The organism is Kitasatospora sp. NPDC001175, assembly GCF_053598215.1.
On the sequence record NZ_JBSFJU010000028.1, the window covers coordinates 36657 to 60818 of the forward strand.

Consider the following 24162-nt stretch of genomic DNA (forward strand, 5'->3'; position numbering starts at 1 on the left):
TTTGAAGGAGAGTTGTCGATCGGTAGGGCCGGTGGTGCCCGATTCGCCCGGGAAGGCGGTCGGTTGGGCGTGCGCGGGCTCGGTCGTGAGGTGTGCCGAGCCTCGGGCCGCGAAGCGGTCCCCCGCCATGTGCCGCGACGGGGGACCAGCCGGGGACTGCCGGGTTCAGCCGGCCGCCAGGGCCGGCTCCTTCGAGGGTTCGGGTTCGACGGCTTCGGGCCGTGCGGCCCGCGCCGGAAGGGCGAAGACCAGGGCGAACACCGCCAGCAGGCCGGCCGTCACCCACCACAGCGAGTGGGTGAAGGCGTCCACGAAGACCGGGCCCGCCGAGCGCGTCGGCGCGGCGCCGTCCACCACGGAGAAGAAGGCCACCGAGGAGAGGCCGAGACCGAGTGCGACACCCAGCTGCCCGGTGGTGTTGATCAGCCCGGAGGCCGAACCGGAATGCTCGCGCGGCACCTCACAGAGCACGGCGTCGGTCAGCGGCGCCACGATCAGGCCCATGCCCAGACCCATCACCACCAGTGGCGGCGCCATCTGCCACGGCTGGATCCCGGTGCCGAGGTGCTCGGCCTCGGCGAGGTGGAGCAGGGTTCCGGCGGCCATCACCAGCGCCCCGGCCTGCAGCACCTTCCGTCCGAACCGCGGCACCAGCCGCTGCACCGACAGCCCCGCGGCGACCGACACCGCGATCGAGAACGGCACGCCCGTCAGTCCGGCCCGGAGCGGGCTCCAGCCGAGGCCCAGCTGCATGTAGAGGGTCCAGACCAGGAAGAAGATCCCGGTGACGACGCCGAAGCAGAGCTGCACTCCGATGCCGCCCGCGAAGCTCTTCACCCGGAACAGCGAGAGCTCCACCAGCGGGGAGCCGTCCCGCCGGGTCTTCGCCCGCTCGTACGCCACGAACAGCAGAAGTACCGGCACGCTCAGCGCCATCGAGACGAATCCCCACAGCGGCCAGCCGGACTCCCGGCCCTGGGTGAGCGGGTAGAGCAGCATCAGCAGTCCGGCGGCGCCCAGGGCCATGCCGACCAGGTCCAGCTTCAGTGCCCGCGGTGCGCGCGACTCGTCCACGTACTTGGCGCCCAGCAGCAGTCCGGCGACGCCGATCGGCAGGTTGACCAGGAAGATCGGCCGCCAGCCGAGCCCGAACAGGTCCCACTCGGAGAGCAGTGCGCCCAGCAGCGGGCCCAGCACCGCGCCGAGGCCGACCATCGCGCCGAACATGCCGAAGACCTTGCCGCGCTCCTCGGCCGGGAAGGTGGTGTGGATGATCGCGAGCACCTGGGGCACCATCAGCGCCGCCGTGCCGCCCTGCAGCACCCGGGCCGCGACCAGGAACGCGGGGCTGCCGGCAAGCCCGCAGAGCGCCGAGGCGAGGGTGAAGCCGGTGACACCGAGCAGGAACAGCCGCTTGCGGCCGTAGATGTCACCGAGCCTGCCGCCGGTGATCAGGCCGACGGCGAAGGCCAGCGCGTACCCGGCGGTGATCCACTGCAGCGCGCTGAACGAGGCGCCGGTGTCCTTCTGGATGCTGGGCATGGCGATGTTGACGATGGTGACGTCGACCAGGTCCATCAGGCTGGCCGTCATCACCACGGCGAGCGCCGCCCAGCGGCGGCGATCGGGGACGGTCTGGGCGGATGGCATGGCGGTACTCCTGAGCAGGGGGTTCTGGGGAGGGGTGGGGCGGATCCCGCGGATTCCCGCGGCCGGCGCCCCGGACGTCGTCGACGGTAGCCCGTATACAGGTCAGAACCTGTCCGCTACCTCCGTCATGCTGGCACCATGACGGACACCTCCGCACGCCTGCTGAACCTGCTCTCCCTGCTGCAGACCCCACGCGAGTGGCCCGGCGGCGAACTGGCCGAGCGCCTCCAGGTCACCCCGCGCACCATCCGCCGTGACATCGAGCGGCTGCGCGACCTCGGCTACCCGGTGGAGGCGACGCGCGGTCCGATCGGCGGCTACCGCCTGGTCGCGGGTACCGCGATGCCGCCACTGCTGCTGGACGACGAGGAGGCGGTGGCGATCGCGGTCGGCCTGCGCGCGGCGGCCGGCGCGGCGGTCGAAGGTGTCGAGGAGGCCTCGGTGCGGGCGCTGGCCAAACTGGTCCAGGTGCTCCCGTCCCGGCTGAGGCACCGGGTCGGCTCGCTCGGCGCCGCCACCGTACGGCTGGACGCCGGCGGTCCGCGGGTCGATCCGGAGACGCTCACCGTGCTGGCCTCGGCGGTCGCCGCCCGGGAACGGATCCGCTTCACCTACCGGGCCGGCTGGGGCCGGCCCGACGGCGCCGCCGACGAGACCCGCCGCCTGGTGGAGCCGCACCGACTGGTCGCCGCCGGACGGCGCTGGTACCTGGTCGCGTACGACAACGAACGGGACGACTGGCGGATCTTCCGGGTCGACCGCCTGCGCGACCCCCTGCCCACCGGGGCCCGGGTGCCGCCGCGCGAACTGCCAGCCGAGGACGCCGCCGCATACGTCGCCCGCAAACTCGCCGACCTGACCACGACCTACACCGCCGTGGTCACCCTGCACGCCCCGATCGACCGGGTCTCGCGCTGGCTGACCGGCCCGTCCGACCGGCTGGAGCCGATCGACGAGCACACCTGCAGGCTGCGGGCCAGCTCCGAGTCGCTGGACTGGCTGGCGGTCCGACTGGCCATGCTGGGCTGCGACTTCGAGGTCCACGAGCCCGCGGCCCTGCGCGACCGGCTCGGCGCCCTCGCCGCCCGGGCCGCCGCGGCGGCGGCCTCGGGAGGAACGGAGGAGCCGCGCGGGTGACAGGCACTGTCCGGAGGGCGGTCCAGCGGTCTACCGTGCGAGAGCCGGACAAAATGCCGACGGGACGGCGCAGGCGCGCGGCCGGGCCGCCGCCGTCGGATACTTCCAGTACCGACCTGGGCCCAGGTGGGGCTCCGAGCAGCAGGGACGGACGCCATGCGGCAGAACCCCGAGAACCCCGAGTTCCCCGAGGACTTCGACGACTTCGCCGACGAATCCCCGCTCGTCCTGGAGACGGAGGACGAGGAGCGGGACGTCGACGGCCACCCCGGCGACGACTTCGAGCAGCTGCGCGAACGCCGCTCGCTCGGCTCGGACGACGCCAACGACGCGGACGCGGTCGAACAGGCCCGCATCGTCGAACTCGACGAGGACGAGTACCGCTGACGGAGTCCGGCCGCGGGGACCGGCCGTGCGGCACCCGGGCGCGGTGGGCCCCGGGGTGGTGCGCGGTGGCTCGCGCGCGCCGCTAGAGCGCCTTGCGGCGCTGGAGCCAGGTGAAGGCCAGCCAGCCGGGGAGGATCGGGAGCAGGAAGGTCAGCACCCGGAGCAGGATCACCGCGGCGAGCGCGGTGCCCTTGTCGATCGAGGCGGTGCCGGCCAGGGCCGTGGCGAGCAGGCCCTCCACCACGCCGGAGCCGCCGGGGGTCGGGGCGGCGTTGCCGGCGGCGTTCCCGGCCAGGTAGGCGACGGCGGTGGCGGCGAAGGCGGGCCGTGGTCCGACGGCCCGGGTGCAGCAGTACAGGCAGGCGACCAGGGTCATCGACACCAGCAACTGCCCGACCAGTCCGATGACCAGCTTGCGGGGCTGCTGGAGCAGGTCGAGCAGCCGGGGCAGTACCTCGGCGCGCAGCGGCCGCAGCAGTTTGGCCAGCCGCCCGCGCACCCAGGGCACGGAGAGCGCCAGCACCATGAGGACGGCCAGCACCGCCAGCGAGGCGAGCAGGACGGGGGATTCGGGGAGTTCGGCGCCCTTGCCGCGGCCGAGCAGGGCGCTGAAGACCGCCAGTTGCAGCAGATGCAGAGCCGCCCCGATCAGCTGGGACGCGCCCACGCTGGACAGCGCCTGCGCGGTCGGCACGCCGCTGCACTGCAGGAAGCGGGTGTTAAGCGCCACCCCGCCGACCCCGCCGGGGGAGACCAGCCTGACGAAGGAGCCCGCCACCTGGGCGGCCAGCGCGCGCCGGAAGCCCAGTTGCTCCGGGACGAAGCCGACGAAGCCCATGGTCGCCGCGAAGTGGCTGGCGACGGCGGCCAGCGCCGCCAGTGCCAGCCAGCCGGGGTCCGCGTGGGCGACGGTGGAGATCGGGTCGGTCTTCGAGCTGAACATGAACTGCAGCAGCAGGTAGCCGGCGAACACCCCGGCGACCAGCGCCAGCAGGGTGCGCGGGCGCAGCCGCTCCAGCCGTACCGGTTCGACCGGGGCCTGGGGCCGCCCGCGCAGGGTCTCCTCCCGGATCGCGGCGAGCAGTTCGGGCCGGCCCTTGAGCGAGTTCCGGGTGCCGCGCGGCAGGGCGATCGGCTGGAGCAGCGGCAGGGCGGCGCCGATCGAGGCCGCACCGAGGACCGCGGTGCCGGTCGTCACCGCGCGTTCGGCGCCGGCCCGCAGGGCCAGGGAGGTGAGCAGTCCGGCGACGTCGAGGTGCAGCAGCAGCTCGCCCGCGGCGATCTCGCCGTCGGTGAGCCCGACCAGGTGGACCGCGCCGTCCGGGCCGACCAGCACGTTCTCGGGGGCGAGGGCGCGGTGGGCGATGCGGCGGCGCTGCAGCAGGTCCAGCTGCCGCCAGGCGTCGCTGAGCACCTCGTCGGTGACTTCGGTGTCGTCGAGTTCTGACAGGGTCCGGCCCGGGAGGCACTCGTAGGCGACCAGGGCGCGGTCGGCGTCGAGTTCGGTGGTGGCGGCCAGGCGGCGGGTGCGGGCACCGGCGGCGGACGCCGCGTACGCGAGCAGGGCCTCGTGCTCCAGGCCGGAGCGCAGCGAGCGCAGGCCGCGCGGGCGCGGGGCGGTGCGCAGCCGCAGGAGCAGCCACAGCCGGTGGAACAGGCCGGTGGCCTGGGCGTGGCGGTCGAGCAGGTGGACGTCGAGGTCGGGGCGTCCGTCGTGCTGGGTGACCAGGTAGCGGAAGGAGCCGGTGCGGCGGGCGAGGTCCGGGCGGGTGCCGGCCTGGCCGAGCGCCGTTCGCAGCTGCTCGGTGCTCGGGCGGACGACCGGGGTCCCGATCGCGTACACGGTGCCGTGGGCGGCGGCCCAGCCCACCAGCAGGGCCAGGACCAGTGAGAGCGGGGTGGCCCAGCCGGTGATCAGCCCGGACAGCCCGGCCGTGGCGAGGGTCGCGGTCAACGCGGCGCGCCAGCGGGGCAGTCCGACGAGATCGGCGGCGGTCATGAAGGCGAGGACGGGTGCCAGGTGCCCGTAGACGGCGTCGGTCCGGCCGAGGCCCTCGGGGGCCGCGTGGGTCAGCGTGGCGAGGTCGCCGAAGACGGTGTCGAGACCGAGCGAGAGCCCGTACGCGACCACGGCGGCGAAGACCCCGTCGGCGACCCGCAGCCCGGCGCGGCGGGCCAGCCGGTCGACGGAGAAGGCGAGCGGGACGAGCAGCAGCGCGGCGCCGGAGACCACCGAGGCGAGCCGGCCGGGCGGCCAGGGGACGTGTTCCGCGCCCTCGGCGACATCGGCCTCCAGGCCGTTGGTGGTGCCGTGGGCGCCCATGGCGAGCAGCAGCAAGAGTGCGGCGGCGGCGAGGCCCAGCCCGCAGCGCAGCAGCGAGCCGGGGTAGCGGATCCGCCGGACCTCGGGGGAGGCCGCGTCGTCCCCCGCCCGTGTTCGACTGTCGTCGCGTATCACCGTTGCCACCCGGCGCATGCTTCCACAGATGCGGTTCGGCGTACGGCCGACGGTCAGGTGTCTCGTTGCCGCCGGGACGGCCGGCGGCCGGGCGACGGAGACCATGACGGGCCGAAAGGCTAGAATCCGGGACATAACGTCCCATGCGCCCGCCCTGCCGCGCACTCCGCCGCGACGAGCGGTCGCCGGAGGGAGGTCCACGATGACCAAGCAACCGTCGGGCAAGATGACCAGGCTCCGCCGCGGCACCCAGGAGCTCCTCGAACGCCGCGGCATGGCTGCCAATCCCCGCGGACTCCCGCCCGTCCTCGGTGCCGGGACACCGAAGGCGACCCAGTCCGGGGCGCACTTCGGCGACGCCGTCTTCAGCCACGGCGGCCGCCGCGCCGCCGACTCCGCCGGCCCGCTCCAGGGATCGGCGCACCACGCCGAACTCCCGGGCCACCGCCACCGCGGCGCGGAGAAGCACTCCGCCCACTGACCCAGAGGACGCGGGGCGGCGCCCGGTGGCCGGGGCCGCCCCGTGAGGATGTCGTACGCCCTGCCCGGCGACGCGGTGGGAGTGGGAGAGTGGGCGCGCACACCGGTCCACGACACCTCCGGAGGGACAGCCCATGACGGACACCCCGCTGCTGCAGACCCGCGACGAGTGGCTCGCCTCGCTGCGCCGCGTCTACGCGGCCTCCGGCTGCCTGATCAGCGACCCCGAGGGGCGGCTGCTGATCGTGAAGGCCGGTTACCGGGAGCACTGGCAGTTCGTCGGCGGCACGGTGGACCCGGGGGAGAACCCCGAGGAGTGCGCGAAGCGCGAACTCCTGGAGGAGACCGGCATCGTGAAGGAGCCGGGCGCCCTGCTGGCCGTCGGCTGGACCCACCCCTCGGCCGAACTCGACCACCCGGCCTGCCACTTCCTCTTCGATCTGGGCACCATTCCCGCCGACACCCCGGTCGCCCTGCCGCCCGGCGAGCTCGACGCCTACCGCTGGGCCACCCCCGAGGAGGCCCTCGTCCTGCTCGGCCCGAGCCGGTCCCTGCGCCTCGCCGCGGGCCTCGCCGCCCGAGCGGACGGGCGCACCCGGGTGCTCACCACGCCGATGGTGGGCTTCTGAGCACGAGCCGGCCGGGCGGACCGGGCCGCGGCCGGGTGCGGAAGGCTCCGGTGCGGGCTAGGCCGGCTTGCGCCAGACGTACGCGGCGGAGACCGGGCGGTGGCGGTAGCGCTCCCACTTGGGCTTCAGGGCGACCCAGGTGTCGTCGACCACGGCCTCGTGCATCTCGGCGAGCTGCCACCCGGCGGCCAGTCCGGCCGTGAGGTGGTCGCTGACCAGGTGGATGTGGGTGGTGATGGCGATCGGTGAGCCGTCCGCACCGTCGAAGTGGGTGGGCATCCCGGCGGCCATGATGAAGTACGGGTGCAGGCCCACCAGTACGCACAGCCCGCCCGGCCTGGCCAGCCGGAACGCCTCCCGGTACAGCGGGGCCAGGTCGGCCAGGTGCTCGTCAACCAGCGAGGAGACCACCAGGTCGTACGCCACGCCGGGCAGTCCGGTGGCGGCCAGGTCGGCCTCGACCAGCCGGTCGTGGACGCCCTTGGCGCGGGCCAGTTCGAGCATCTCGGGGGTGAGGTCCACCCCGTCCACCGCGCCGACGCCCCGGTCGCGCAGCCAGACGCCGGTACGGCCGGTACCGCAGCCGAGGTCGGCGGCCCGCGCGGCCGCGCCCCAGTCCGGCACCGCCAGCCGGGCGAGGACGGCCAGGTCCATCGCGTCCTCGACGGTCTGCTCGTAGCTGCCGACCCACTGGCCATACCCTGTGCGGACGTCCACCATCGGATAGCCGCGGGAATCGAAATCTGCGAATTGCACCATGCCGGGAGTATTGACGGTCCGGCGCTCCAACGGCGAGTGGATTTAGTATCGCTGACCTGAAGTCAACTCCTGTGCGGTGCATCGAAGTTGCTGATCACGCCTTGGTCCGAAACCGAGGTTCTGCCGGAACTCCGCGCGCAGGTGTGGGAGTTGCAGGAACAGGCATGGCCCAGCGGTGGGTTTGATCCCGGGCTGAGCCGCGACCCGGCGCTGGATCCGCGGTCGATGCTGCTGGTGGACGGCGGCGGCCGGGTGCTCGCCGCCCTCGACCCGCTCTCCGAGGAACTCGCCCACGCCGGCGAGGTGTTCACCGCCCGCGGCCTGAGCTGCGTGGTGACCGACCGCGCCCACCGGGGCCGCGGCCACGGCGGGCGGGCGGTCGCCGCCGCCCGCCGGGCCGTCGAGGAAAGCGGTGCGGACCTCGGCCTGTTCACCTGCGACCGGGTCCTCGGGGGTTTCTACGAGAGCACGGGATGGGCGGCGCTGCCGGGAACGGTGCTGGTCGGCGGCACCCCCGAGGAACCCGCGATTAGCCCGGCTTCGACAAGGCCACCATGGCGGGGTTCTGCTCCCGGCGGGCCCGGTCGGCCAGGGACGGCTTCGTGGGCGCCAGGATCGCCCGCCATCCGGGCACCGTCGAGAGGTTGTGGTGAGCGCGGTCCCGGTGTCCTCAGCCCACCAGCCTGGCCCGTAGGGCGGCCAGGTCGCCGGACGGCAGGTAGCGGTCCGGGTCGAACCCGGCCAGCGTGTCCAGCAGCGCGCCCTCGGCGGTGGTGCCGGCCCGGGCCAGCAGGTCCTCCGCCGCCCGCTCCTGGTCCGGCCGGCCGAGGATGCCCCAGAGCGGGCGAAGGTTGGCGGCACTGAGCAGGTAGTCGGCGACGATCTCGCCGGGCTCGGTCCGGGCCGCCGCCAGCAGGACCAGTGCGGCCAGGCCGGTCCGGTCACGCCCGGCCTTGCAGTGCACCACCACCGCTCCCGGACGGGCCGTCGCGACCGCGGCGACCAGCGAGCGCACGGCGCCCGCGCAGTGGTCGAGATAGGGACGGAAGGCGAGCGGTGTGCCGTCCAGCTCGCCGAACCGCTCCCACCAGGCCGCCCCGGCCAGTTGGTCGAGCGGGACCCGGACCAGGTCGACGCCCTCCGGGTGAGGCAGCAGCGGCCGGCACTCCGGCTCGTCCCGCAGGTCGACCACCGTACCCACGCCGTAGTCGGCCAGCGCCGCCCAGCCCTCGGCGGTGAGCATGTCGAGGTTGTCGGCTCGTATCACGGCGCCGCGCCGGGTGCGGCGGCCGTCGGTGGTGGACAGGCCGCCGAGATCCCGTACGTTCAGGCAGCCGTCCCAGAAGAGCCGGCGGTCGGCCGGCAGCTCGGTCTTCATTCGGTTGTTCCCCCTTGGACGGGAGCTGTTCGCTCCCTGTCCACCAGGACATCCGGGGAGTGCGGATCGGTTCCGGGCGCGGTCAGAAGGTCCACAGGTCGCGGCCGAGGGTGTCCCGGCAGCGCACCCGGCCGAAGCGTTCGTCCCGGGCGGAGAGGAAGCCCTCGGCCGCCCCCTGCAGGACCTCGCGCGCGACCGGGTCGCTGCGGCTCCAGGCACCGACCAGCACCAGATCCCCGTCCGCCAGCTCGGCGCGCTGGATCCTGGCCACGGCGGCGATGAGCAGGGCGGCGTTCACCTCCTCCAGCTCGGCGGCGGAGAGGTAGGCCGCCCTGCCCGCACCGCCCGCCCGCGCCTGTTCGAGTCGGCGGCGCAGCTCGGGCAGGCCGTAGTGGCGGACGGCGGCGATCGAGTCCTCCACGGCCACCAGCCAGCGCGGCCCGGCCGCGATCTCCCACCACACCTCGCCGCCGACCGGCAGCAGCTCGCCGATCGAGGAGTGCCAGTGCTCGGCACCGCCCGTCGCGGCGGACAGGCTGAGGTCGAAGGTGTACCGGACGGCGTGCTGGCTCACGGTGCCGAACCGGATGCCGAGCAGCGCCCGGTACGTCTCGTCGGGGAGCCGGAAGACGTGCTGCTCGCCGCCGGTGAAGCCCATCGACCGGAGGGACGGCGCGATGTGCGTGCGCAGCCCCTCGGCGAACAGGTCCTGGGCGGTGGTCATCGCGTTGTCCCGGTGCTGGCTGGGCGTGCGGTCGCGCTGGGCCGGGTGGGGAGGGCCGGTGTGCCGCCGGGCCCGCCCGGGGCGGGGCGCGCCCCTCCCTGCCAAGGTATGACCGGGGCGGCCGGGACGGCACCGGCCGACGACAGCACCGGAGCGGACGTCGGTCCCACCGGCCGGGGCCCCGGCGCGGAGGAGGCGGGGCGCATACCGCGCGCCCCCCGGATACGGCTCCCGCTCCTGCCGGGCCACCCCTCGCCTCTGGGGCGTCTCACCGGGATGGCGCATGATGTGGCGGGTGCACAGTGCAGAACCACACGGGACGGGCGCCGACCACCTCGCCGGCGACCAGATATCACCCAGCCGGCCGGGCCCGCCGGACGATCCGCTGCCCGCCCGCCGTGCGGCGGACCTCACCGCCGCCGTACGGGCGGCCCAGCAAGGGGACGAGGACGCGTTCCGGCAGCTGTTCCGCGCCGTCCAGCCGGGGCTGCTCCGCTATCTGCGGGTACTCGTCGGCGGCGGACCCGAGGACGCCGAGGACATCGCCTCCGAGACCTGGCTGCAGATCGCCCGCGACCTCGGCGGCTTCAGCGGCGACGCGGACGGCTTCCGGGGCTGGGCCGCCACCATCGCCCGCAACCGGGCCATGGACCACCTGCGCCGCATCCGCCGCCGTCCGGTCGCGGACCTCCCGGTGGAGTACCTGACCGAGCTGGCCGCCGCCGAGGACACCGCCGGGACGGCGCTGGCCACCGTCGCCACCTCCGACGCGCTGGCCCTGATCGCCCGGCTGCCCAGGGACCAGGCCGAGGCGGTACTGCTCAGGGTGGTGCTCGACCTGGACGCGACCGCCGCCGCCCAGGTGCTGGGCAAGCGCCCCGGAAGCGTGCGGATGGCCGCCCACCGCGGGCTGCGCAAACTGGCCAAGCTGCTCGACCAGGCCGGCGGAGCCGCCTTGGGCGTACCCGGACGGACCGCGTCGGCGACGCACTGGGGCCCGGGACGGGGACCGGACGGCGGGCCGGAGCCCGGGCTGGAAAAAAATTCCTCGAAGAATTCCGCGCAGGGTGTGACACGCGCCGGAGCAGCGACGCTGAAGGACATGAGATGAGCACCAACCGATCCCGCCGGATCGACCGCAGCGCCGCCGAGCAACTGCTCGGCGGCGCCAAGGTCGGCACGTCGGCCGGTCAGGCCCCCCTCACCGGTCATGCCGCCCTCGCCGGGCTGCTCGCCGCCGCCGCCGCAGGGACCGCGGCGGGTGGCGCGCAGCAGGCGGACGGCGTACTGCCCGGAGAGGAGGCGGCACTGGCCGCGTTCCGGGAGGCCCGTCGCAATCCTGCACCGCTACCCGGGAGACGAACGATGGCGAGCACCGCGCTGGCGCGGGCCTTCAGTGCGAAGGTCCTCGCCGCCGTGTTCGCCGCCACCACCCTCGGGGGAGTGGCCGTCGCCGCCGGTACCGGACATCTGCCCGCGGCACTGGGCGGCCGGCCCGCCGCGGCCGGTCCCACCGCGGCGCGTGCCACGGTGGCCGCCTCGCCGGCCACCGCCCACCACGTCGGTGCCGGCACCGCCGCCTCCGGACAGCCCCGGCCGAACGGTGCGGCCTCACCGGCCGCGGACCGGGGCCCGGAGGCGAGTGCCGATCCCGGCGGCAACCCGGCCGGCGACCCGAGCCAACCCGCCGGGCAGGTCCCGGACGCCGCGGCCGAGCGGTCGGCCGAGCTCTGCCGGCTGTACGCGGACCGGCTGGTCGGCGGAGCGGCGGCCCGCACGGTACTCGCCGACGCACGGCTGGCCCCGCTGGTCGCGGCCGCCGGTGACGTGGACCGGGTGGACGGCTACTGCACGGCTGTCGCCGCCAGGTCCAAGGGCAACGGCAACGGCGGTGGCAACGGCACGACCCCGGCCCCGGACCGCACGAAGGACCTCAAGGACAAGCCCCCCACCGAACTGCCGACCAAGCCGGGCCAGCCGACCCGGCCCGGCGGCGGGCCCGGTGGGCACGACACCGGCGGAGGCAACGGCCCTGGCAGGTGACCCCCCGAAACCCCGGACGGACGGTGTGCGACATTCCCCCCGGGCACACCGTCCGTCCGGTGAACCGCTGCATCAGTGAACCGAAGTGCCGGACCAGCAGTACCCGGCAGCAACTCCCAAGCTCCGGGCGGTCGGTGGGCTCCCCCGTGTCCACCGCACGCCCGGTTCGACTCCGGACGGCCGACGGCGCACCCCCGGGCCCGTCGGCCGCCCGGACCACCCCGCCGGTGGAGTGTCAACTCCCCGGCACCGGGCGGTCGGTGGGCTTCCCCGTGTCCACCGGCCGCCCGGCCACTCCATTCCTGGCACGCCACGACCGGTGACCCGATCGCGTGGTTGCCAGGCGAAAGGCCCGGCCATGACGACGAGTTGGACCACAAGGGACGGGACGGCGAGGTGCCATCCGGCAGCCGACGCCGTGCTGTCGGACCACGTGGTGCCGGACTACGCGGTGCCGGACTACGCGGTGGCAGGCCACGTGGTGCCGGACTACGCGCCGGCAGATCAAGGGGTGCCGCACTACGTGGAGCCGGACTACGCGCCGGCGGATCAGGCCGTGCCGGACGACACGGTGCGGATCGACCGTGTGCCGCTACCGTCGGCCGGGACGGCGCCGCCCGACGCGCCGGTCTTCGTGGACTCCTCGGGCCGCCGCCAGCGCCGGGTGAGGCGGCTGGGCCGGCTGGCCGCCGTCCCCGCCGTCGGCTACCTCGCTCTGTTGATCAGCAGCGCGCTCGGCGGTCCCACGGTCAACGCTCCCTTCCTCCCCCAGTCGCCGGTGCAACAGGCCGGCCGGCCGCCGGTCGCGCCTCAGCCGGTACCGAGCTCGGAGCCCAGCGGAGAGCCCGGCGATCCCAAGGCCTCCGGTACGACCGGACCGAGGCCCTCCAGGTCCGCGGTCGCCGCTGTCACGCGCCGCGGGCCAGGAGCCCCCGTGGCCCCCGGTGCCCCGGCGATCGCCGGACCGGCCGCACCCGGAGCCCCGGCCGCACCCGGCCCCTCCACGGCGCCCGTAACAGCGCCCGCCCCGAGCGCCACCGCGAGCCCGACGAGCCACGGCCACCCGAGTGCGGCAGCGTCGCACGCCCACCCGACCAAGGCCGCCTGACACCCGACGACCGTCTCCCGAGCCGCCCGCCCCGAGCCCTGGGCCCCTGCACCCCGACCGAGGACCGAGTGACCACGCCGACCCGTACCGCCCCCCGACGCCGAGGCCGCGGCAGGCGCGGCACGGTGCGCAGCGTCCCGCTGCGCACCCACTGGCTGTTGCTCACCGTGCTGATCACCACGCTTTCGGCGGCGCTCTTGCTGCAGGGCTACACCCGGCACATGTACGGGCAGACCGCCGACGGCGCGGCGCTGAGTCAGGGCAGCGACGCCGACGTTCCCGCCGTGGTCCACGGAGGCGGTCCGGTGATCGACCCGGGCTCGGCCGCCGGGCCCAGCACCGCCAGGCCATCGGCCAGGACCATCGCGCTCACCTTCGACGACGGCCCCGACCCGCGCTGGACCCCGCAGATCCTGGACGTACTGCGCCGCCACAACGTGCACGCCACCTTCTTCGTGGTCGGGACCCAGGTCGCCGACAACCCCGGGCTGGCCCGCCGGATCCTGGCCGAGGGGAACCAGATCGGCATCCACACCTTCACCCACACCGATCTCGGCAGCGCCGCACCCTGGCGTCGCTCGCTGGAGCTGCGCGAGGCACAGCTGGCCCTGGCCGGTGCCACCGGGCGGACCAGCTCGCTGCTCCGCCCGCCGTACTCCTCCTCCGCCGACGCGCTGACCGACACCGACTGGCAAGCGGTCCAGCAGGCCGGCCGGGAGGGCTACCTCACCGTGCTGACCACCCTCGACAGCGAGGACTGGCAGCGCCCGGGCGTCGAGAAGATCCTCGCCAACGCCACCCCGCACGGCGCGGACGGCCAGGTCCTGCTGATGCACGACGCGGGTGGCGACCGCAGCCAGACCGTGGCCGCGCTCGACCAACTGCTGCCCAGGCTCCAGGCGGCGGGTTACCGGTTCGCCACCGTCGGTGACGCCGTCGGCCTGCCGAACCCGGTGAAGGCGGCCGGCGCCTCCGACCGCTGGCAGGGAGAGGCGCTGATCGCGGCCATGACGGCCGGCGACTGGGCACTCGGGATCCTCGACTGGCTGTTGTACGCGGCGGGTGCGGTGAGCGTCCTGCGCGCGGTGGCCGTGCTGGTCGCCGCTCGGCGGCACAAGCGGTTGCGGGGCCGCTCCTGGGGGCCGCCCGTCACCGAGCCGGTCAGCGTCATCGTCCCCGCCTACAACGAGGTGGCCGGCATCGAACCGGCCGTCCGTTCGCTGCTGGCCTCCGACCACCCGGTCGAGGTGATCGTGGTGGACGACGGCTCCACCGACGGCACCGCCGATCTGGTCGAGTCGTTGAACCTCCCCGGCGTCCGGGTGATCCGGCAGGAGAACGCGGGCAAGCCCGTCGCGCTCAACACCGGTATCGCCGCCGCCCGGTCCGAGCTGTTGGTGATGGTGGACGGCGACACCGTCTTCGAACCGGACGCCGTCCGGATGCTGGTGCAGCCCTTCGCCGACCGGCGGATCGGCGCCGTCTCGGGCAACGCCAAGGTGGTCAACCGCGGTGGGCTGCTAGGTCGCTGGCAGCACATCGAGTACGTGGTCGGCTTCAACCTGGACCGCAGGCTCTTCGACCTGGCCGAGTGCATGCCGACCGTGCCCGGTGCGGTCGGAGCCTTCCGCCGTTCCGCCCTGCTGCGGGTCGGCGGTGTGGGGATGAGCACCCTGGCCGAGGACACCGACCTCACCATGGCGCTCTGCCGGGCCGGTTGGCGGGTGGTGTACGAGGAACGGGCCAAGGCCTGGACGGAGGCCCCGGCCTCCCTCGGCGCACTGTGGCGCCAGCGCTACCGCTGGTGCTACGGCACCCTGCAGGCGATGTGGAAGCACCGCGGTGCGCTCGTCCAAGGGGGTCAGGCGGGCAAGCTCGGACGACGCGGCCTGGGCTACTTGCTGATGTTCCAGGTACTGCTGCCCCTGCTCTCCCCGGTGGTGGACGTCTTCGCCCTGTACGGCCTGGCCTTCCTGGACCCGGTGCGGGTCATCGGCGTCTGGCTCGCCTTCCTGGTGGTCCAGCTGGCGATGGCCGGCTACGCCTTCCGACTCGACCGTGAGCGGCTGGGCCCGCTCTGGAGCCTGCCACTGCAGCAGTTCGTCTACCGGCAGCTGATGTACCTGGTGGTGATCCAGTCCGTCTTCACGGCGGTGGCCGGGTCCCGCCTGCGCTGGCAGCGCATGCAGCGCTACGGCAGCCTGCAGGTGCCGAGGTGATCCACTTCCCCCCGCGCGTCACCATCCTCGCCCTCCGGGTCCGGCTGGTGCTGCTCCGCGTGCTCGGTGTCCGGTAGCCGCGGCGTGTGGTGCGGCTACCCGGAAGGCACACACGGTCTGCGAGAACACCACACGGTCGAGTTGGTTATCGTGCACAGGTGCACCAGCGGCCCGAAGTCTCCGGCCGGTGGACCCGAGGGGAGTGGTGCCAGGTGATCGGACGTGCGCTGAACGGGCGTTACGTACTGGAGGAGATAATCGGCGTCGGTGGGATGGCCACCGTCTGGCGCGGCCACGACCGGGTGCTCGGCCGTGCGGTCGCGGTCAAGGTGCTCAACGGCGGCCTGGCCGACGACCCGCGCTTCGCCGATCGCTTCAGCCGCGAGGCCCAGCACGCCGCGATGCTGGTTCACCCGCGCATCGTCACCGTCTTCGACTCGGGCGTGGACCAGGGCTCCCCCTACATCGTGATGGAGCTGGTGCACGGCCAGCCGCTCAGCCGCCTGATCGCCGAACTCGGACGCCTGCCGGTGGAGCGGTCCGTCGGTATCGCCGCCGCCGTCTGCGAGGCGCTGGAGGTCGCCCACGCGGCCGAGATCGTGCACCGGGACATCAAGCCCGGAAACATCATGATCACCCAGGACGGCGGGGTGAAGGTGGTGGACTTCGGCATCGCCCGAGCCGGCTCCTCCAGCTCCCGGCTGACCCAGACCGCCTCGGTGGTCGGCACCGCCGCCTACCTCTCGCCCGAGCAGGCCACCGCCGCCCCGGTGGACGGCCGCTCCGACCTGTACGCGGTCGGCTGCGTCCTGGTCGAAATGCTCACCGGTCGGCCGCCGTTCGACGCCGAGACCCCGGTCGGCATCGCCTTCAAGCACGTCAGCGAGCAGCCCGCCCCGGTCGCCGCGCGCCGCCCGGACGTACCGCCGGCGCTGGACGCGGCGGTGCTGCGGCTGCTGGCCAAGAAGCCCGCGGACCGTCCGGTCGGTGCGGCCGCCGCCCGGTCGGAGCTGCTGGCCGCCGTCCCGGTGGCCGCGGCCGCGGACCGTACGGCGGAGCTGCTGGCAACCAACGGGCAGGGCGCCGAACTCTTCGCCGCCACCCAGCTGCTGCCCCCGGTCGCCGGAGTACCGGCGGAGGTGCCGGGCCGGGGGCACGCCGACGCGCAGCGCACCGCCGTACTCCCGGCGGCGGCCCCGCCGCCGTTCGCCCAACCCTCGTTCACCCCGCCGGGCGGACCTCCGGCGTCCGGGGCTGCCACGTCGCTGATGGAGCCCGTTCCCGCCCACGACGAGCCCGTGCTGCAGCGCCGCAGACGGCCGCTGGTACCGATCGCGATCGGGGTCGCCGCGGTGGCGGGCGTGGCGGCGGTCGCGGCCTTCGCACTCGGTGGGTCCTCCGGCGGCTCGGCTCCGGCCGCGGCGCCGAGCGGCAAGCCGCCGACCGCGGTGGGGTCCTCCCCGGCCGCCGCGGCCACCACCCCGACGCCGGACACTGCGACCAGCGCCCCGCCCAAGAACGGCCCGGCCGCCGCACTGGCCGCGCTCCGCGCCGACGTGGCGGCGCAGCCGTTCGGCAAGGAGAAGGACAAGCAGGGCGAGCTGCTGGGCCGGCTGGACACCGCGGCACAGGCGATCGCCGACCACCGGCCGCAGGATGCCGAGGCGGTGCTGCGGGGTGTCCAGAAGACCGTCAAGGACCTGGCCAAGAAGCACGGGGTCGACGGCGCTACCACCCAGAACTGGCAGAACCGCCTCGGCGCACTGGTCAACACGTTGCACGGCCAGCAGCCGCGCGACCGCAACGCGGACGACGGCGACAACTGACGCGGCGTCCGGGCGGCCTCCGGTTCGCCGGCTCCGCCGTACGGGCCGCTCCGCCACCCGTTCACGCCGGCCGGTCGGCGGCGGTGGCGCCCGCGGTGGATGCGGAAACGCCGGAGCCTCCGGCCCGTCAGCTGACGGGCCGGAGGCTCCGGGTGAAGTCGTGGTGGCCGGTTCAGGCGGTGGTGGCCGACCTGTCGGTCTCGGCGGACTTGGCGATGTTGGCGGGGCTCACCGCCGGGCGCGGCTGCTCGGCGGCAGTGCTGGTGGCCGTGGAGTTCTGGGCCGTCCCGTCGGTCGGAGTCTCGTCCTCGCGCAGCGCCTTGGTCTCCGCCTTCAGGATCCGCATGGACTTCCCGAGGCCGCGGGCCATCTCGGGCAGCTTCTTCGAGCCAAAGAGCAGAACGATGACAGCCAGCACCACGAGGAGGTGCCAGGGCTCCAGACCGTTGCGCAGCATCCCTGACCACCGGTCCCTTCGGATATCTCGCCGTTATCAGGGCCGGGCGGGCTTGCCCGACTTGGCCAGTATGCCTGGCGCGAGCGCAGAACGTATACACCGGCCGGGAAACGGTGGTCAAAGAGCGGGTGTTCTGCAGGTGGGGCAGGGTATGTGGTCTCGACCACGTACGGATGGGCCGCCTGTTGCCGGTATCGCGCACCGGCCGCCGCACCCCGCCCGACCGGCTGTGCGGCCCGCTCTGGTCCGCCGGCCGCACCGGGGTGGCGAGCGTGCGGTCTGAGATCTCATCAGGTCGGGGGCGGGTGGAGAGCCGTGTTGACGGCGGGGACGGGGCGGCCGGGGCGCGGCGGCGGTGGCGTGGAGTGGGGCCGTCCGGGACGGCTGCGCCGCACGGTCGTGTGACTCGGGTGTCTTGCTCTACTGTCCAAGACGGTCGTCCAGCGCTGGAATAGCATCGGGCCATGGGAAATCGCGAGGATCTGCTGGCGGGGGCCAAGCGCTGCCTGTACGAGAAGGGCTACGGGCGCACCACCGCCCGGGACATCGCCACGGCCGCCGGGGTCAGCCTGGCCGCCATCGGCTACCACTACGGCTCGAAGGACGCCCTGCTCGTCCAGGCGATCATCGAGGCGATGGGTGAGTGGGGTGAGGCGGTCGGCAGGCTGACGACCGAGGCGCGCGGCGCCGCCACCCCCGAGGAACGCTTCGTCGCCGTCTGGGACCGGGTGCTGGAGAGCTTCGTCGAGCACCGCGACCTGTGGGCGGTGCAACTGGAGGTCGCCACCCGGGTGGCGGACTCGCCGGAGCTGCGGGAGGCGTTCGCGGCCACCCAGCGCGAGGCGCGGCTCGGACTCTCGGCGATCTTCCAGGGGCTGGCGGAGGTGCCCGACAGCCCGGAGGAGCTGGCCAGGGGTGCCTTCTACCAGTCACTCCTGATCGGGCTGGCGGTCCAGTGGTTCGCGACCCCCGACCAGGCTCCGGACGGACGGGAGATCCTGCGCGGGTTGCGGCTGGTCAGCGGGACGGTCCTGGCCGCACCGGCGTCCTGAGCCCGACGCGGCCCGGATGGTTGCTTCGGATGGCTGACGGCTGTTCCGCCGCGCGGCCCGCGCGGTCAGTAGGTGACGGCGGTGAGCAGCACCACCGAGTCCTGGTGGGCCAGCAGGCCGTGCCGCTCCTGCGGGATCGGGCGCAGTTGGCCGGCCCGCAGCTCGATCCGCCGGCCCGAGACGGTCAGCGACACCCGTCCGCGCAGCACCTGGATGCTGGCGGCGGGCGGTGCGTTGTGCTCGTCCAGTGAGGTCCCGGCCGTCAGGGCGATCACGGTCTGGCGCAGTACGCCGTCGTGGACCAGGAGGTGCGCGCTGCGGCCGTGCGGGTCGGCGGCGGCCTTCGCGGCGTGCTCGTCAGCGAGTGCCACCAGATCGACGGGGGTGTCGGCGGGGGCTGGGCCGGCCATCGCGTCCTCCTGGTTCGCGGCCTACTGCTGGAGGGTCCCCTGACCGCGACCCTAGGCGGCCCGCTCCGCGGACGGCAACCGTGCACCCGGCCCGGACCAGCCGCGGGCGGTAGGCGGGTACCCGGTCCGGTCCATCGGCGGACGGCTTCCGGGTGCGGGCGGCACGCCACTCTTGGATGGTGGATGCCATGGCGAACTATCAGAAGTTCATCAGTGGATTCCAGGTCAACCGGGGCATGCTCACCGCCGGTGCCGCGCTCACCGGGATCGGCGCGCTGATCGGGCTGACCGGCACGGTGCTCGTCGGCGTGGCGCTGGCCTCGGCCGGACGGGGCTGGGTGCAGCACCTGGAGACCCCACCCAGCGAACTGGCGGCCCGCGCCTTCCAGCAGGCCAAGGCGGCCTCCCAGGCGGGCCTCGAAGCCTGGCGCGCCCAGGCGGCGGACTGACCGGCCGGACGGCCCTGGCGGGCACGGAGCCGTTCCGGCACCCCGCGTGGGCCGCCCTCCGGCTCACGTCGCGCCCGGAACGGCTCCCTGCGCGATGACCTCGGCGCGCAGGGCACGCTTGACGATCTTCCCGGTGGGGTTGCGGGGCAGTCCGGTGCCGCGCAGGAACACGTGCGTGGGCACCTTGAACGAAGCCAGCCGGGCCGCGACATGGTCGCGGAGCCCGTCCGCGTCGACGCCCGCGCCCGGCCGGAGCACCACCACGGCGGCCACCTCCTCGCCGAGTACGGGGTGCGGCACACCGATCACGGCGGCGTCGGCGACCTCGGGATGGTCGAAGAGCACCCCCTCGACCTCGATGCAGTAGACGTTCTCGCCGCCGCGGATCACGATGTCCTTCAGGCGGTCGACGATGTAGACCTCGCCGCCCTGGAGGCGGGCCAGGTCACCGGTGCGGAACCAGCCGTCGGTGAAGGCGGCGGCGGTGGCCTCGGGGTTGTTGCGGTAGCCGCTGAAGACCGGCTGCCCGCGCAGCCAGAGCTCGCCGATCTCGCCGTCCGGGAGGGCGGCGCCCGTGGGGCCTGCGATCCTCACCTCGACGGCGGGAGCGGGGCGGCCGATGCTGTCGGGCTGCTCGACGTAGCGGGCGCCTAGGTTGGCGATCACGCCGCCGCAGGTCTCGGTGAGGCCGTAGCCGTTGCGGGCCTCCACCCGCCCGCCGAAGCGGCGGGCGATCCGCCGGGCCAGCCCGGGCGGGGCCGCGGAGCCGCCGGTGCTGATCGCCCGCATCGTGGGCAGCTCCTCCCCGGCGGCGTCGGCCGCGTCCAGCAGCCCGAGGGCGGTGGCGGGGACCCCGTAGTAGGCGGTGATCCGGTGCCCGGCGATCAGCCGGAGCGCCTCGGCGGCATCCCATTTGTGCATCAGGACCACGGCGCCGCCGCTCGCCATCAGCGGGAACAGCGCGGTGAACGCCGCGACGTGGAAGAACGGGTAGGTCATCAGCGCGGTGTGCAGCGGCACCGCCACCGGGTCCACGTCCGCGCAGAGCATCGCGCTCAGCGCGAAGAAGCGGGGGTTCTGCGCCGCCGCGCACCAGGCCCGGTGGGTGGCGGCAACTCCCTTGGGGTGACCGGTGGTTCCCGAGGTGTAGATGAGCGTGGCCTGGTCCTCGGGGGAGATCTCGACCGGTGGGAGGCCGGCCCCGGACGCGGCCGGGCCGTCGAGCGGCAGTTCCTCCAGCCGGTCGTGCCCGAGCCCCGGGGCCCCGACGGTGAGCAGCGGTACTCCACGGGCGGCGGCCCACCGCTCGGTCCGCTCGGCACGCTCGCGGTCGGCGACGATCAGCCCCGGTTCGCAGTCGTCCAGCGCGTACCCCAGCTCCCCGCGCTCCCACCAGGCGTTCAGCGGTACGGCGACCAGTCCGGCCAACTGGGTGGCCCAGAAGGCGATCTGCCACTCGGGGAGGTTGCGCATGGCGATCACCACCCGGTCGCCGGGCCGCAGGCCGTACCTGGTGCGGTACCGGTGGGCGAGGGCGGTGGCGGCCGTGTGGTGCCCCGCGTAGGTCAGCTCGCGGGAGCCGGCCAGTAGGAAGGGGCGGTCGCCGTGCGCGAGGGTGGTGTCCAGCAACTCCCGTAGGGTGCGCGGTCCTTGGCGGTAGTGAGGGCCGTCAGGGGTGTCGGCGGTGGCGAAGGGGGCGCCGGGTGCGCTGAGCGCGGCCTGGACGCGGACGAGCTTGGCGAGCGCGGGTGTCATGGCGTCCTCGGTGCGTCGGCTCTCGGAAGACCGGTCGGTCTAAGGTCGCGAAGGGTCCGGCAGCGGGCCCATGGGGGAAGCCCGCTGCCGGGGACGCGGCGATCCGGTGGGGGGCGGCCGCCGCGCGCTGCCGGGCCTACAGGCCCAGGGACTTGGCGATGATGGTCTTCATGACTTCGCTGGTGCCGCCGTAGATCCTGAACACCCGGTTGTCGGTGTAGAGGCGGGCGATCGGGTACTCCAGGATGTAGCCGTAGCCGCCGTGCAGCTGAAGGCACTTGTCGATCACCTGGGAGGCGGACTCGGTGCAGAACAGCTTGGTCGCCGCCGCGTCCGCGACCGTCAGCCCGCCGTTCTGGTAGAGCTCTAGCGCCCGGTCGACCATCGACTGCTGGGCCATCACCTGGGCCTGGCAGTCGGCCAGGGTGAACTTGGTGTTCTGGAACTCGGCCACCGCCTGGCCGAACACCTTGCGGTCCTTGACGTAACCCACCGCGAAACGCACCGCGGCCGCGGCCGAGGCGTACGCGCCCACGGCGATCGCCAGCCGCTCCTGCACCAGGTTGTGGGTGAGGTAGTCGAAGGCCCTGCCCTCCTCGCCCAGCAGGTCCTCCACCGGCACCTTGACGTCGGTGAACGAGAGTTCGGCGGTGTCCGAGGCGCGCAGGCCGATCTTCTGGAGCTTGCGGCCGACCGAGTAGCCGGGGGAGGTGGTGTCGACGCAGAGGATCGACAGGCCGGCCCGGCGGTCGGCCGGGTCGTACGGGGAGGTGCGGCAGACCACCAGCACCAGGTCGGCCAGCACGCCGCCGGTGATGAAGGTCTTGGCGCCGTTGAGGACGTAGTGGGTGCCGTCCTCGGAGAGCTTCGCCGTGGTGCTGATCCCGGCCAGGTCCGAGCCCGCGCCCGGCTCGGTCATCGCGATCGCCGTCATGATGTCGCCCGAGACGAAGCCCGGCAGCCAGCGCCGCTTCTGCTCCTCGTCGGCGTACTCCAGCAGGTAGGGCAGCACCAGGCCGGTGTGCACACCGGAGGAGCCGAAGGTGACGCCCGCGCGGGCGCACTCCTCGCTGATCACCGCCTGGTACTTGAAGCCGGTCTCGCCCGCGCCGCCGTACTCCTCGGGTACCTCGATGCCGTAGACGCCCAGTTCACCGAGCTTGCGGTAGAAGTCGCGCGGCGGGTGGCCCTCGGCCTCCCAGCTCTCGTAGACCGGGACGACTTCCCTGGCGATGAAGCTCCGGATGGTCTCCCGGAACGCCTCGTGGTCCTCGGTGAACACGGTGCGGCGCACGGCGGCGCTCCCTTCGTGGTGCCCGTTGATCGCTCCACAAGTTAATCGCGGGTAGCCATGGCTGTCCAGCATCGAAGCATTGCTTTCTCGCTGATCGAGGAGGAAGAAGTGAATCCTTGCTAACCTGTGGCGAATCATCGAGGTGTGGTGTTGCCGTGATTCACCGAACTGGTCCGCTGTGGGGAGCACGGACCAGCGGGGTGCGGCGCCCGGGCCGATCGCGAGGGGAGTCACGTGACGACGGAGCGGGAGGTCGTGCGCCGGCCGCCCGGGCGCAGGGCGCAGATCCTCGCGGTGGCGAGCGAGCAGTTCCACCGGCGGGGATACCACCAGATCTCGATGGCGGAGGTCGCCGCCGAGGTCGGCATCACCGCCCCCGCGCTCTACCGGCACTACCGCAACAAGCCCGAACTCCTGCTTCGGGCCGTCGAGTCGGACCTCGCCGCGGTCCGGGCGGCGGTCCGCGCCGGCCACCGGGACCTGGACGGGCTCTGCGGCGCGCTCGCCGCCGTCGCGGTGGAGCACCGGGCGCTCGGCACCCTGTGGCAGCGGGACGCCAGGCTGCTGCCGTCCGTCCAGCGCGCCGAACTGTGGGGGCGGCTGCGTGCGGACGTCGGCGCGATGGCCGAGCTGCTCTCCGACGCCAGGCCCGAACTCCCGCCCCAGGACGCCGAGTTCCTCTGCTGGTCGACGCTGTCCGCGTACGGCAGCCTGTCGTACCACACCTTCGCACCACCCCGCCGCAGCTTCGAGCGGCTGCTGCGGCGGATCGGCGGGGCGGTGCTCGCGGTCACCCCGTCCGGGCTGCCCGAGCCCGTGGTGGCGGCCCGGACCGCCGCTGCGGTGCCGGAGTCCAGGCGGGAGGAACTGCTCACCGCCGCCGTACGGCTGTTCCACGAGCGTGGTTTCGACAATGTGAGCACCGACCAGCTCGGCGCCGCGGTCGGAATCTCGGGTCCCAGTGTGTACAAGCACTTCGACACCAAGGCCGAACTGCTCGCCGCCACCCTGGTGCGCAGCCGCGAGCGGCTCTGGCACGAGGTCGAGAGCGCGATCGCGGGCGGCGGCACCCCCGGCGGGGCACTCGCCGCCGGGCTGTCCGCGTACGTCGACTTCGCGCTGCGCCACCGGCACCACCTGGGCGTGATGCTGGTCGAGACCGAGCGGCTGACCGAGCCCGACCGCAGGGCGGCGGTGGACTTCCGGCGGGACTTCCTGCACACCTGGGTCGGCCTGCTCCGCCAGGTGCGGCCGGCCTTCGAGAACACGGAGGCGCGGATCCGGGTGCATGCGATGTTCGCGCTGGTGAACGACGGGGTGCGGAACCGTCCTGGCTGTACCAGGCCGGATCTGGCGGACTGTCTGGTCGAGTTGGGCCGGGCGGTGCTGGGCCTGACGGTGTGACCCGGCCGACGGCGGCAACGGTGTGCCCCGGTCGGCTGTGGGAGGGGGCGGCCGTCGGACGGTGAAGGGCGGGCCCCTGTGGAAGGGAGGGGCCCGCCCGGTCACTCGCGCGGCGGACTGAGCGCGCCCGCTCGGCGGTCTGGGCGGCTCAGTACAGAACGAAGGGGTAGTAGACGCGGCTGTCCAGGTCGGCGCTGCCCTGAAGGGTGGTGCGGGCGTCACCGAGGCCGTGGTTCCGGTTCTGCCGCCGGTTCCGGTCTCCGCCGTCCGAGCCGGCCTGCCGGCCCGTGTCGCCGTCGAAGGTGCTGCCGGAGTCGCTCACCACGCTGTCGGGCTGGGGCTCGGAGCCGGTGCCGTTGCTCGCCTGGGCGCCGCCGATTCCGGCGAGGAGGAACGCGCCGAGAGCGGTGACGGCAGCGGCCGCGCGAATACGGGACACGGTGGTCTCCCTGCTTAACTGGTGCGAATTGTGGCGCATCCCGGGGTGGCCGCCCCGGGATGCGCCGCTTCCTGACGTCGCGGGACAAGCATTCCCCGAACGGC

At 73.9% G+C, this 24162-nt stretch carries 22 protein-coding genes; 12 read left to right on the top strand and 10 right to left on the bottom strand.

Translation table 11 applies throughout. The features are described from left to right. Positions 1-165: 165 nt before the first annotated feature. Positions 166-1650 carry an MFS transporter gene (locus ACWDAK_RS21115; RefSeq protein ID WP_427395437.1) on the bottom strand — a complete coding sequence of 495 codons (1485 nt, stop codon included), beginning with the start codon at positions 1648-1650 and terminating at the stop codon, positions 166-168. A 138-nt stretch (positions 1651-1788) separates the two neighbouring features. On the opposite strand from ACWDAK_RS21115, the gene ACWDAK_RS21120 reads away from it, so the two are divergent. Then, positions 1789-2787 carry a helix-turn-helix transcriptional regulator gene (locus ACWDAK_RS21120; protein WP_344635043.1) on the top strand — a complete coding sequence of 333 codons (999 nt, stop codon included), beginning with the start codon at positions 1789-1791 and terminating at the stop codon, positions 2785-2787. A 156-nt stretch (positions 2788-2943) separates the two neighbouring features. After that, positions 2944-3174: a hypothetical protein gene (locus ACWDAK_RS21125; protein WP_344635042.1), complete on the top strand. Its 231-nt coding sequence runs from the start codon at positions 2944-2946 to the stop codon at positions 3172-3174. A gap of 82 nt (positions 3175-3256) precedes the next feature. Here ACWDAK_RS21125 and ACWDAK_RS21130 read toward each other — a convergent pair whose 3' ends face one another. Then, positions 3257-5641 (bottom strand): lysylphosphatidylglycerol synthase transmembrane domain-containing protein, encoded by a 2385-nt coding sequence (locus tag ACWDAK_RS21130; RefSeq protein WP_344635041.1) that lies wholly within the window; start codon positions 5639-5641, stop codon positions 3257-3259. A gap of 193 nt (positions 5642-5834) precedes the next feature. On the opposite strand from ACWDAK_RS21130, the gene ACWDAK_RS21135 reads away from it, so the two are divergent. Beyond that, on the top strand, positions 5835-6113 hold the full coding sequence (locus ACWDAK_RS21135; RefSeq protein WP_344635040.1) for a hypothetical protein: 279 nt from the start codon (positions 5835-5837) through the stop codon (positions 6111-6113). Positions 6114-6246: 133 nt separating this feature from the next. Further along, entirely contained in the window at positions 6247-6741 is a 495-nt protein-coding gene (locus tag ACWDAK_RS21140) for an NUDIX hydrolase (RefSeq protein WP_344635039.1), read from the top strand. 57 nt (positions 6742-6798) lie between these two features. Here the strand turns inward: ACWDAK_RS21140 and ACWDAK_RS21145 are convergent, their stop codons facing one another. The 3 genes from ACWDAK_RS21145 to ACWDAK_RS21155 all read right to left on the bottom strand — a co-directional run bounded on the left by ACWDAK_RS21145 (position 6799) and on the right by ACWDAK_RS21155 (position 9602). Next, on the bottom strand, positions 6799-7500 hold the full coding sequence (locus tag ACWDAK_RS21145) for a class I SAM-dependent DNA methyltransferase (protein WP_344635038.1): 702 nt from the start codon (positions 7498-7500) through the stop codon (positions 6799-6801). Positions 7501-8170: 670 nt separating this feature from the next. Continuing rightward, positions 8171-8878 carry a tyrosine-protein phosphatase gene (locus tag ACWDAK_RS21150; protein ID WP_344635036.1) on the bottom strand — a complete coding sequence of 236 codons (708 nt, stop codon included), beginning with the start codon at positions 8876-8878 and terminating at the stop codon, positions 8171-8173. 82 nt (positions 8879-8960) lie between these two features. Continuing rightward, the gene (locus ACWDAK_RS21155) at positions 8961-9602 is read right to left on the bottom strand and encodes a hypothetical protein (protein WP_344635035.1); all 642 of its coding nucleotides are present in this window, start codon (positions 9600-9602) and stop codon (positions 8961-8963) included. Positions 9603-9888: 286 nt separating this feature from the next. Between ACWDAK_RS21155 and ACWDAK_RS21160 the strand changes: the two genes are divergently transcribed. The 5 genes from ACWDAK_RS21160 to ACWDAK_RS21180 all read left to right on the top strand — a co-directional run bounded on the left by ACWDAK_RS21160 (position 9889) and on the right by ACWDAK_RS21180 (position 16798). Beyond that, positions 9889-10713 carry an RNA polymerase sigma factor gene (locus ACWDAK_RS21160; protein WP_427395444.1) on the top strand — a complete coding sequence of 275 codons (825 nt, stop codon included), beginning with the start codon at positions 9889-9891 and terminating at the stop codon, positions 10711-10713. After that, positions 10710-11645 carry a hypothetical protein gene (locus tag ACWDAK_RS21165; protein WP_449806486.1) on the top strand — a complete coding sequence of 312 codons (936 nt, stop codon included), beginning with the start codon at positions 10710-10712 and terminating at the stop codon, positions 11643-11645. Before ACWDAK_RS21160 ends, ACWDAK_RS21165 begins: the two co-directional genes overlap by 4 nt. A gap of 358 nt (positions 11646-12003) precedes the next feature. After that, entirely contained in the window at positions 12004-12753 is a 750-nt protein-coding gene (locus ACWDAK_RS21170) for a hypothetical protein (RefSeq protein WP_427394192.1), read from the top strand. Positions 12754-12821: 68 nt separating this feature from the next. Next, entirely contained in the window at positions 12822-14972 is a 2151-nt protein-coding gene (locus ACWDAK_RS21175; RefSeq protein WP_427394193.1) for a bifunctional polysaccharide deacetylase/glycosyltransferase family 2 protein, read from the top strand. 212 nt (positions 14973-15184) lie between these two features. Further along, a complete protein-coding gene (locus tag ACWDAK_RS21180) occupies positions 15185-16798 on the top strand; it encodes a protein kinase domain-containing protein (protein WP_427394194.1) in 1614 nt (537 codons plus the stop codon). A gap of 172 nt (positions 16799-16970) precedes the next feature. Here ACWDAK_RS21180 and tatA read toward each other — a convergent pair whose 3' ends face one another. Further along, positions 16971-17255, bottom strand: a complete 285-nt coding sequence (gene tatA, locus ACWDAK_RS21185; RefSeq protein ID WP_344635030.1) for a Sec-independent protein translocase subunit TatA — start codon at positions 17253-17255, stop codon at positions 16971-16973. A gap of 464 nt (positions 17256-17719) precedes the next feature. On the opposite strand from tatA, the gene ACWDAK_RS21190 reads away from it, so the two are divergent. Next, complete coding sequence (locus tag ACWDAK_RS21190; protein WP_344635029.1) at positions 17720-18307, top strand: TetR/AcrR family transcriptional regulator; 588 nt, start codon at positions 17720-17722, stop codon at positions 18305-18307. A 65-nt stretch (positions 18308-18372) separates the two neighbouring features. Here the strand turns inward: ACWDAK_RS21190 and ACWDAK_RS21195 are convergent, their stop codons facing one another. After that, on the bottom strand, positions 18373-18717 hold the full coding sequence (locus ACWDAK_RS21195; RefSeq protein ID WP_344635028.1) for a cupin domain-containing protein: 345 nt from the start codon (positions 18715-18717) through the stop codon (positions 18373-18375). Between the two features lie 188 nt (positions 18718-18905). Here ACWDAK_RS21195 and ACWDAK_RS21200 point away from each other — a divergent pair, with 188 nt between their 5' ends. Continuing rightward, positions 18906-19166, top strand: a complete 261-nt coding sequence (locus tag ACWDAK_RS21200; protein WP_427394195.1) for a hypothetical protein — start codon at positions 18906-18908, stop codon at positions 19164-19166. A gap of 63 nt (positions 19167-19229) precedes the next feature. Here ACWDAK_RS21200 and ACWDAK_RS21205 read toward each other — a convergent pair whose 3' ends face one another. Together ACWDAK_RS21205 and ACWDAK_RS21210 are read right to left on the bottom strand one after the other, a co-directional pair. Further along, on the bottom strand, positions 19230-20921 hold the full coding sequence (locus tag ACWDAK_RS21205) for a class I adenylate-forming enzyme family protein (protein WP_427394196.1): 1692 nt from the start codon (positions 20919-20921) through the stop codon (positions 19230-19232). A 136-nt stretch (positions 20922-21057) separates the two neighbouring features. Next, on the bottom strand, positions 21058-22215 hold the full coding sequence (locus ACWDAK_RS21210) for an acyl-CoA dehydrogenase family protein (protein ID WP_344635107.1): 1158 nt from the start codon (positions 22213-22215) through the stop codon (positions 21058-21060). A gap of 234 nt (positions 22216-22449) precedes the next feature. Between ACWDAK_RS21210 and ACWDAK_RS21215 the strand changes: the two genes are divergently transcribed. Next, positions 22450-23619, top strand: coding sequence for a TetR/AcrR family transcriptional regulator (locus tag ACWDAK_RS21215; RefSeq protein ID WP_344635025.1), 1170 nt, complete (start codon positions 22450-22452; stop codon positions 23617-23619). A gap of 148 nt (positions 23620-23767) precedes the next feature. On the opposite strand, the gene ACWDAK_RS21220 is transcribed toward ACWDAK_RS21215, so the two are convergent. After that, positions 23768-24058: a hypothetical protein gene (locus ACWDAK_RS21220; protein ID WP_427394197.1), complete on the bottom strand. Its 291-nt coding sequence runs from the start codon at positions 24056-24058 to the stop codon at positions 23768-23770. Between the last annotated feature and the right edge of the window lie 104 nt (positions 24059-24162).

Bases quoted from the DNA above. Each gene is read 5' to 3' on its own strand.
- ACWDAK_RS21115 (WP_427395437.1), bottom strand. From the start codon at position 1,650: ATGCCATCCGCCCAGACCGTCCCCGATCGCCGCCGCTGGGCGGCGCTC.
- ACWDAK_RS21120 (WP_344635043.1), top strand. From the start codon at position 1,789: ATGACGGACACCTCCGCACGCCTGCTGAACCTGCTCTCCCTGCTGCAG.
- ACWDAK_RS21125 (WP_344635042.1), top strand. From the start codon at position 2,944: ATGCGGCAGAACCCCGAGAACCCCGAGTTCCCCGAGGACTTCGACGAC.
- ACWDAK_RS21135 (WP_344635040.1), top strand. From the start codon at position 5,835: ATGACCAAGCAACCGTCGGGCAAGATGACCAGGCTCCGCCGCGGCACC.
- ACWDAK_RS21140 (WP_344635039.1), top strand. From the start codon at position 6,247: ATGACGGACACCCCGCTGCTGCAGACCCGCGACGAGTGGCTCGCCTCG.
- ACWDAK_RS21145 (WP_344635038.1), bottom strand. From the start codon at position 7,500: ATGGTGCAATTCGCAGATTTCGATTCCCGCGGCTATCCGATGGTGGAC.
- ACWDAK_RS21150 (WP_344635036.1), bottom strand. From the start codon at position 8,878: ATGAAGACCGAGCTGCCGGCCGACCGCCGGCTCTTCTGGGACGGCTGC.
- ACWDAK_RS21155 (WP_344635035.1), bottom strand. From the start codon at position 9,602: ATGACCACCGCCCAGGACCTGTTCGCCGAGGGGCTGCGCACGCACATC.
- ACWDAK_RS21160 (WP_427395444.1), top strand. From the start codon at position 9,889: ATGTGGCGGGTGCACAGTGCAGAACCACACGGGACGGGCGCCGACCAC.
- ACWDAK_RS21165 (WP_449806486.1), top strand. From the start codon at position 10,710: ATGAGCACCAACCGATCCCGCCGGATCGACCGCAGCGCCGCCGAGCAA.
- ACWDAK_RS21170 (WP_427394192.1), top strand. From the start codon at position 12,004: ATGACGACGAGTTGGACCACAAGGGACGGGACGGCGAGGTGCCATCCG.
- tatA (WP_344635030.1), bottom strand. From the start codon at position 17,255: ATGCTGCGCAACGGTCTGGAGCCCTGGCACCTCCTCGTGGTGCTGGCT.
- ACWDAK_RS21190 (WP_344635029.1), top strand. From the start codon at position 17,720: ATGGGAAATCGCGAGGATCTGCTGGCGGGGGCCAAGCGCTGCCTGTAC.
- ACWDAK_RS21195 (WP_344635028.1), bottom strand. From the start codon at position 18,717: ATGGCCGGCCCAGCCCCCGCCGACACCCCCGTCGATCTGGTGGCACTC.
- ACWDAK_RS21200 (WP_427394195.1), top strand. From the start codon at position 18,906: ATGGCGAACTATCAGAAGTTCATCAGTGGATTCCAGGTCAACCGGGGC.
- ACWDAK_RS21205 (WP_427394196.1), bottom strand. From the start codon at position 20,921: ATGACACCCGCGCTCGCCAAGCTCGTCCGCGTCCAGGCCGCGCTCAGC.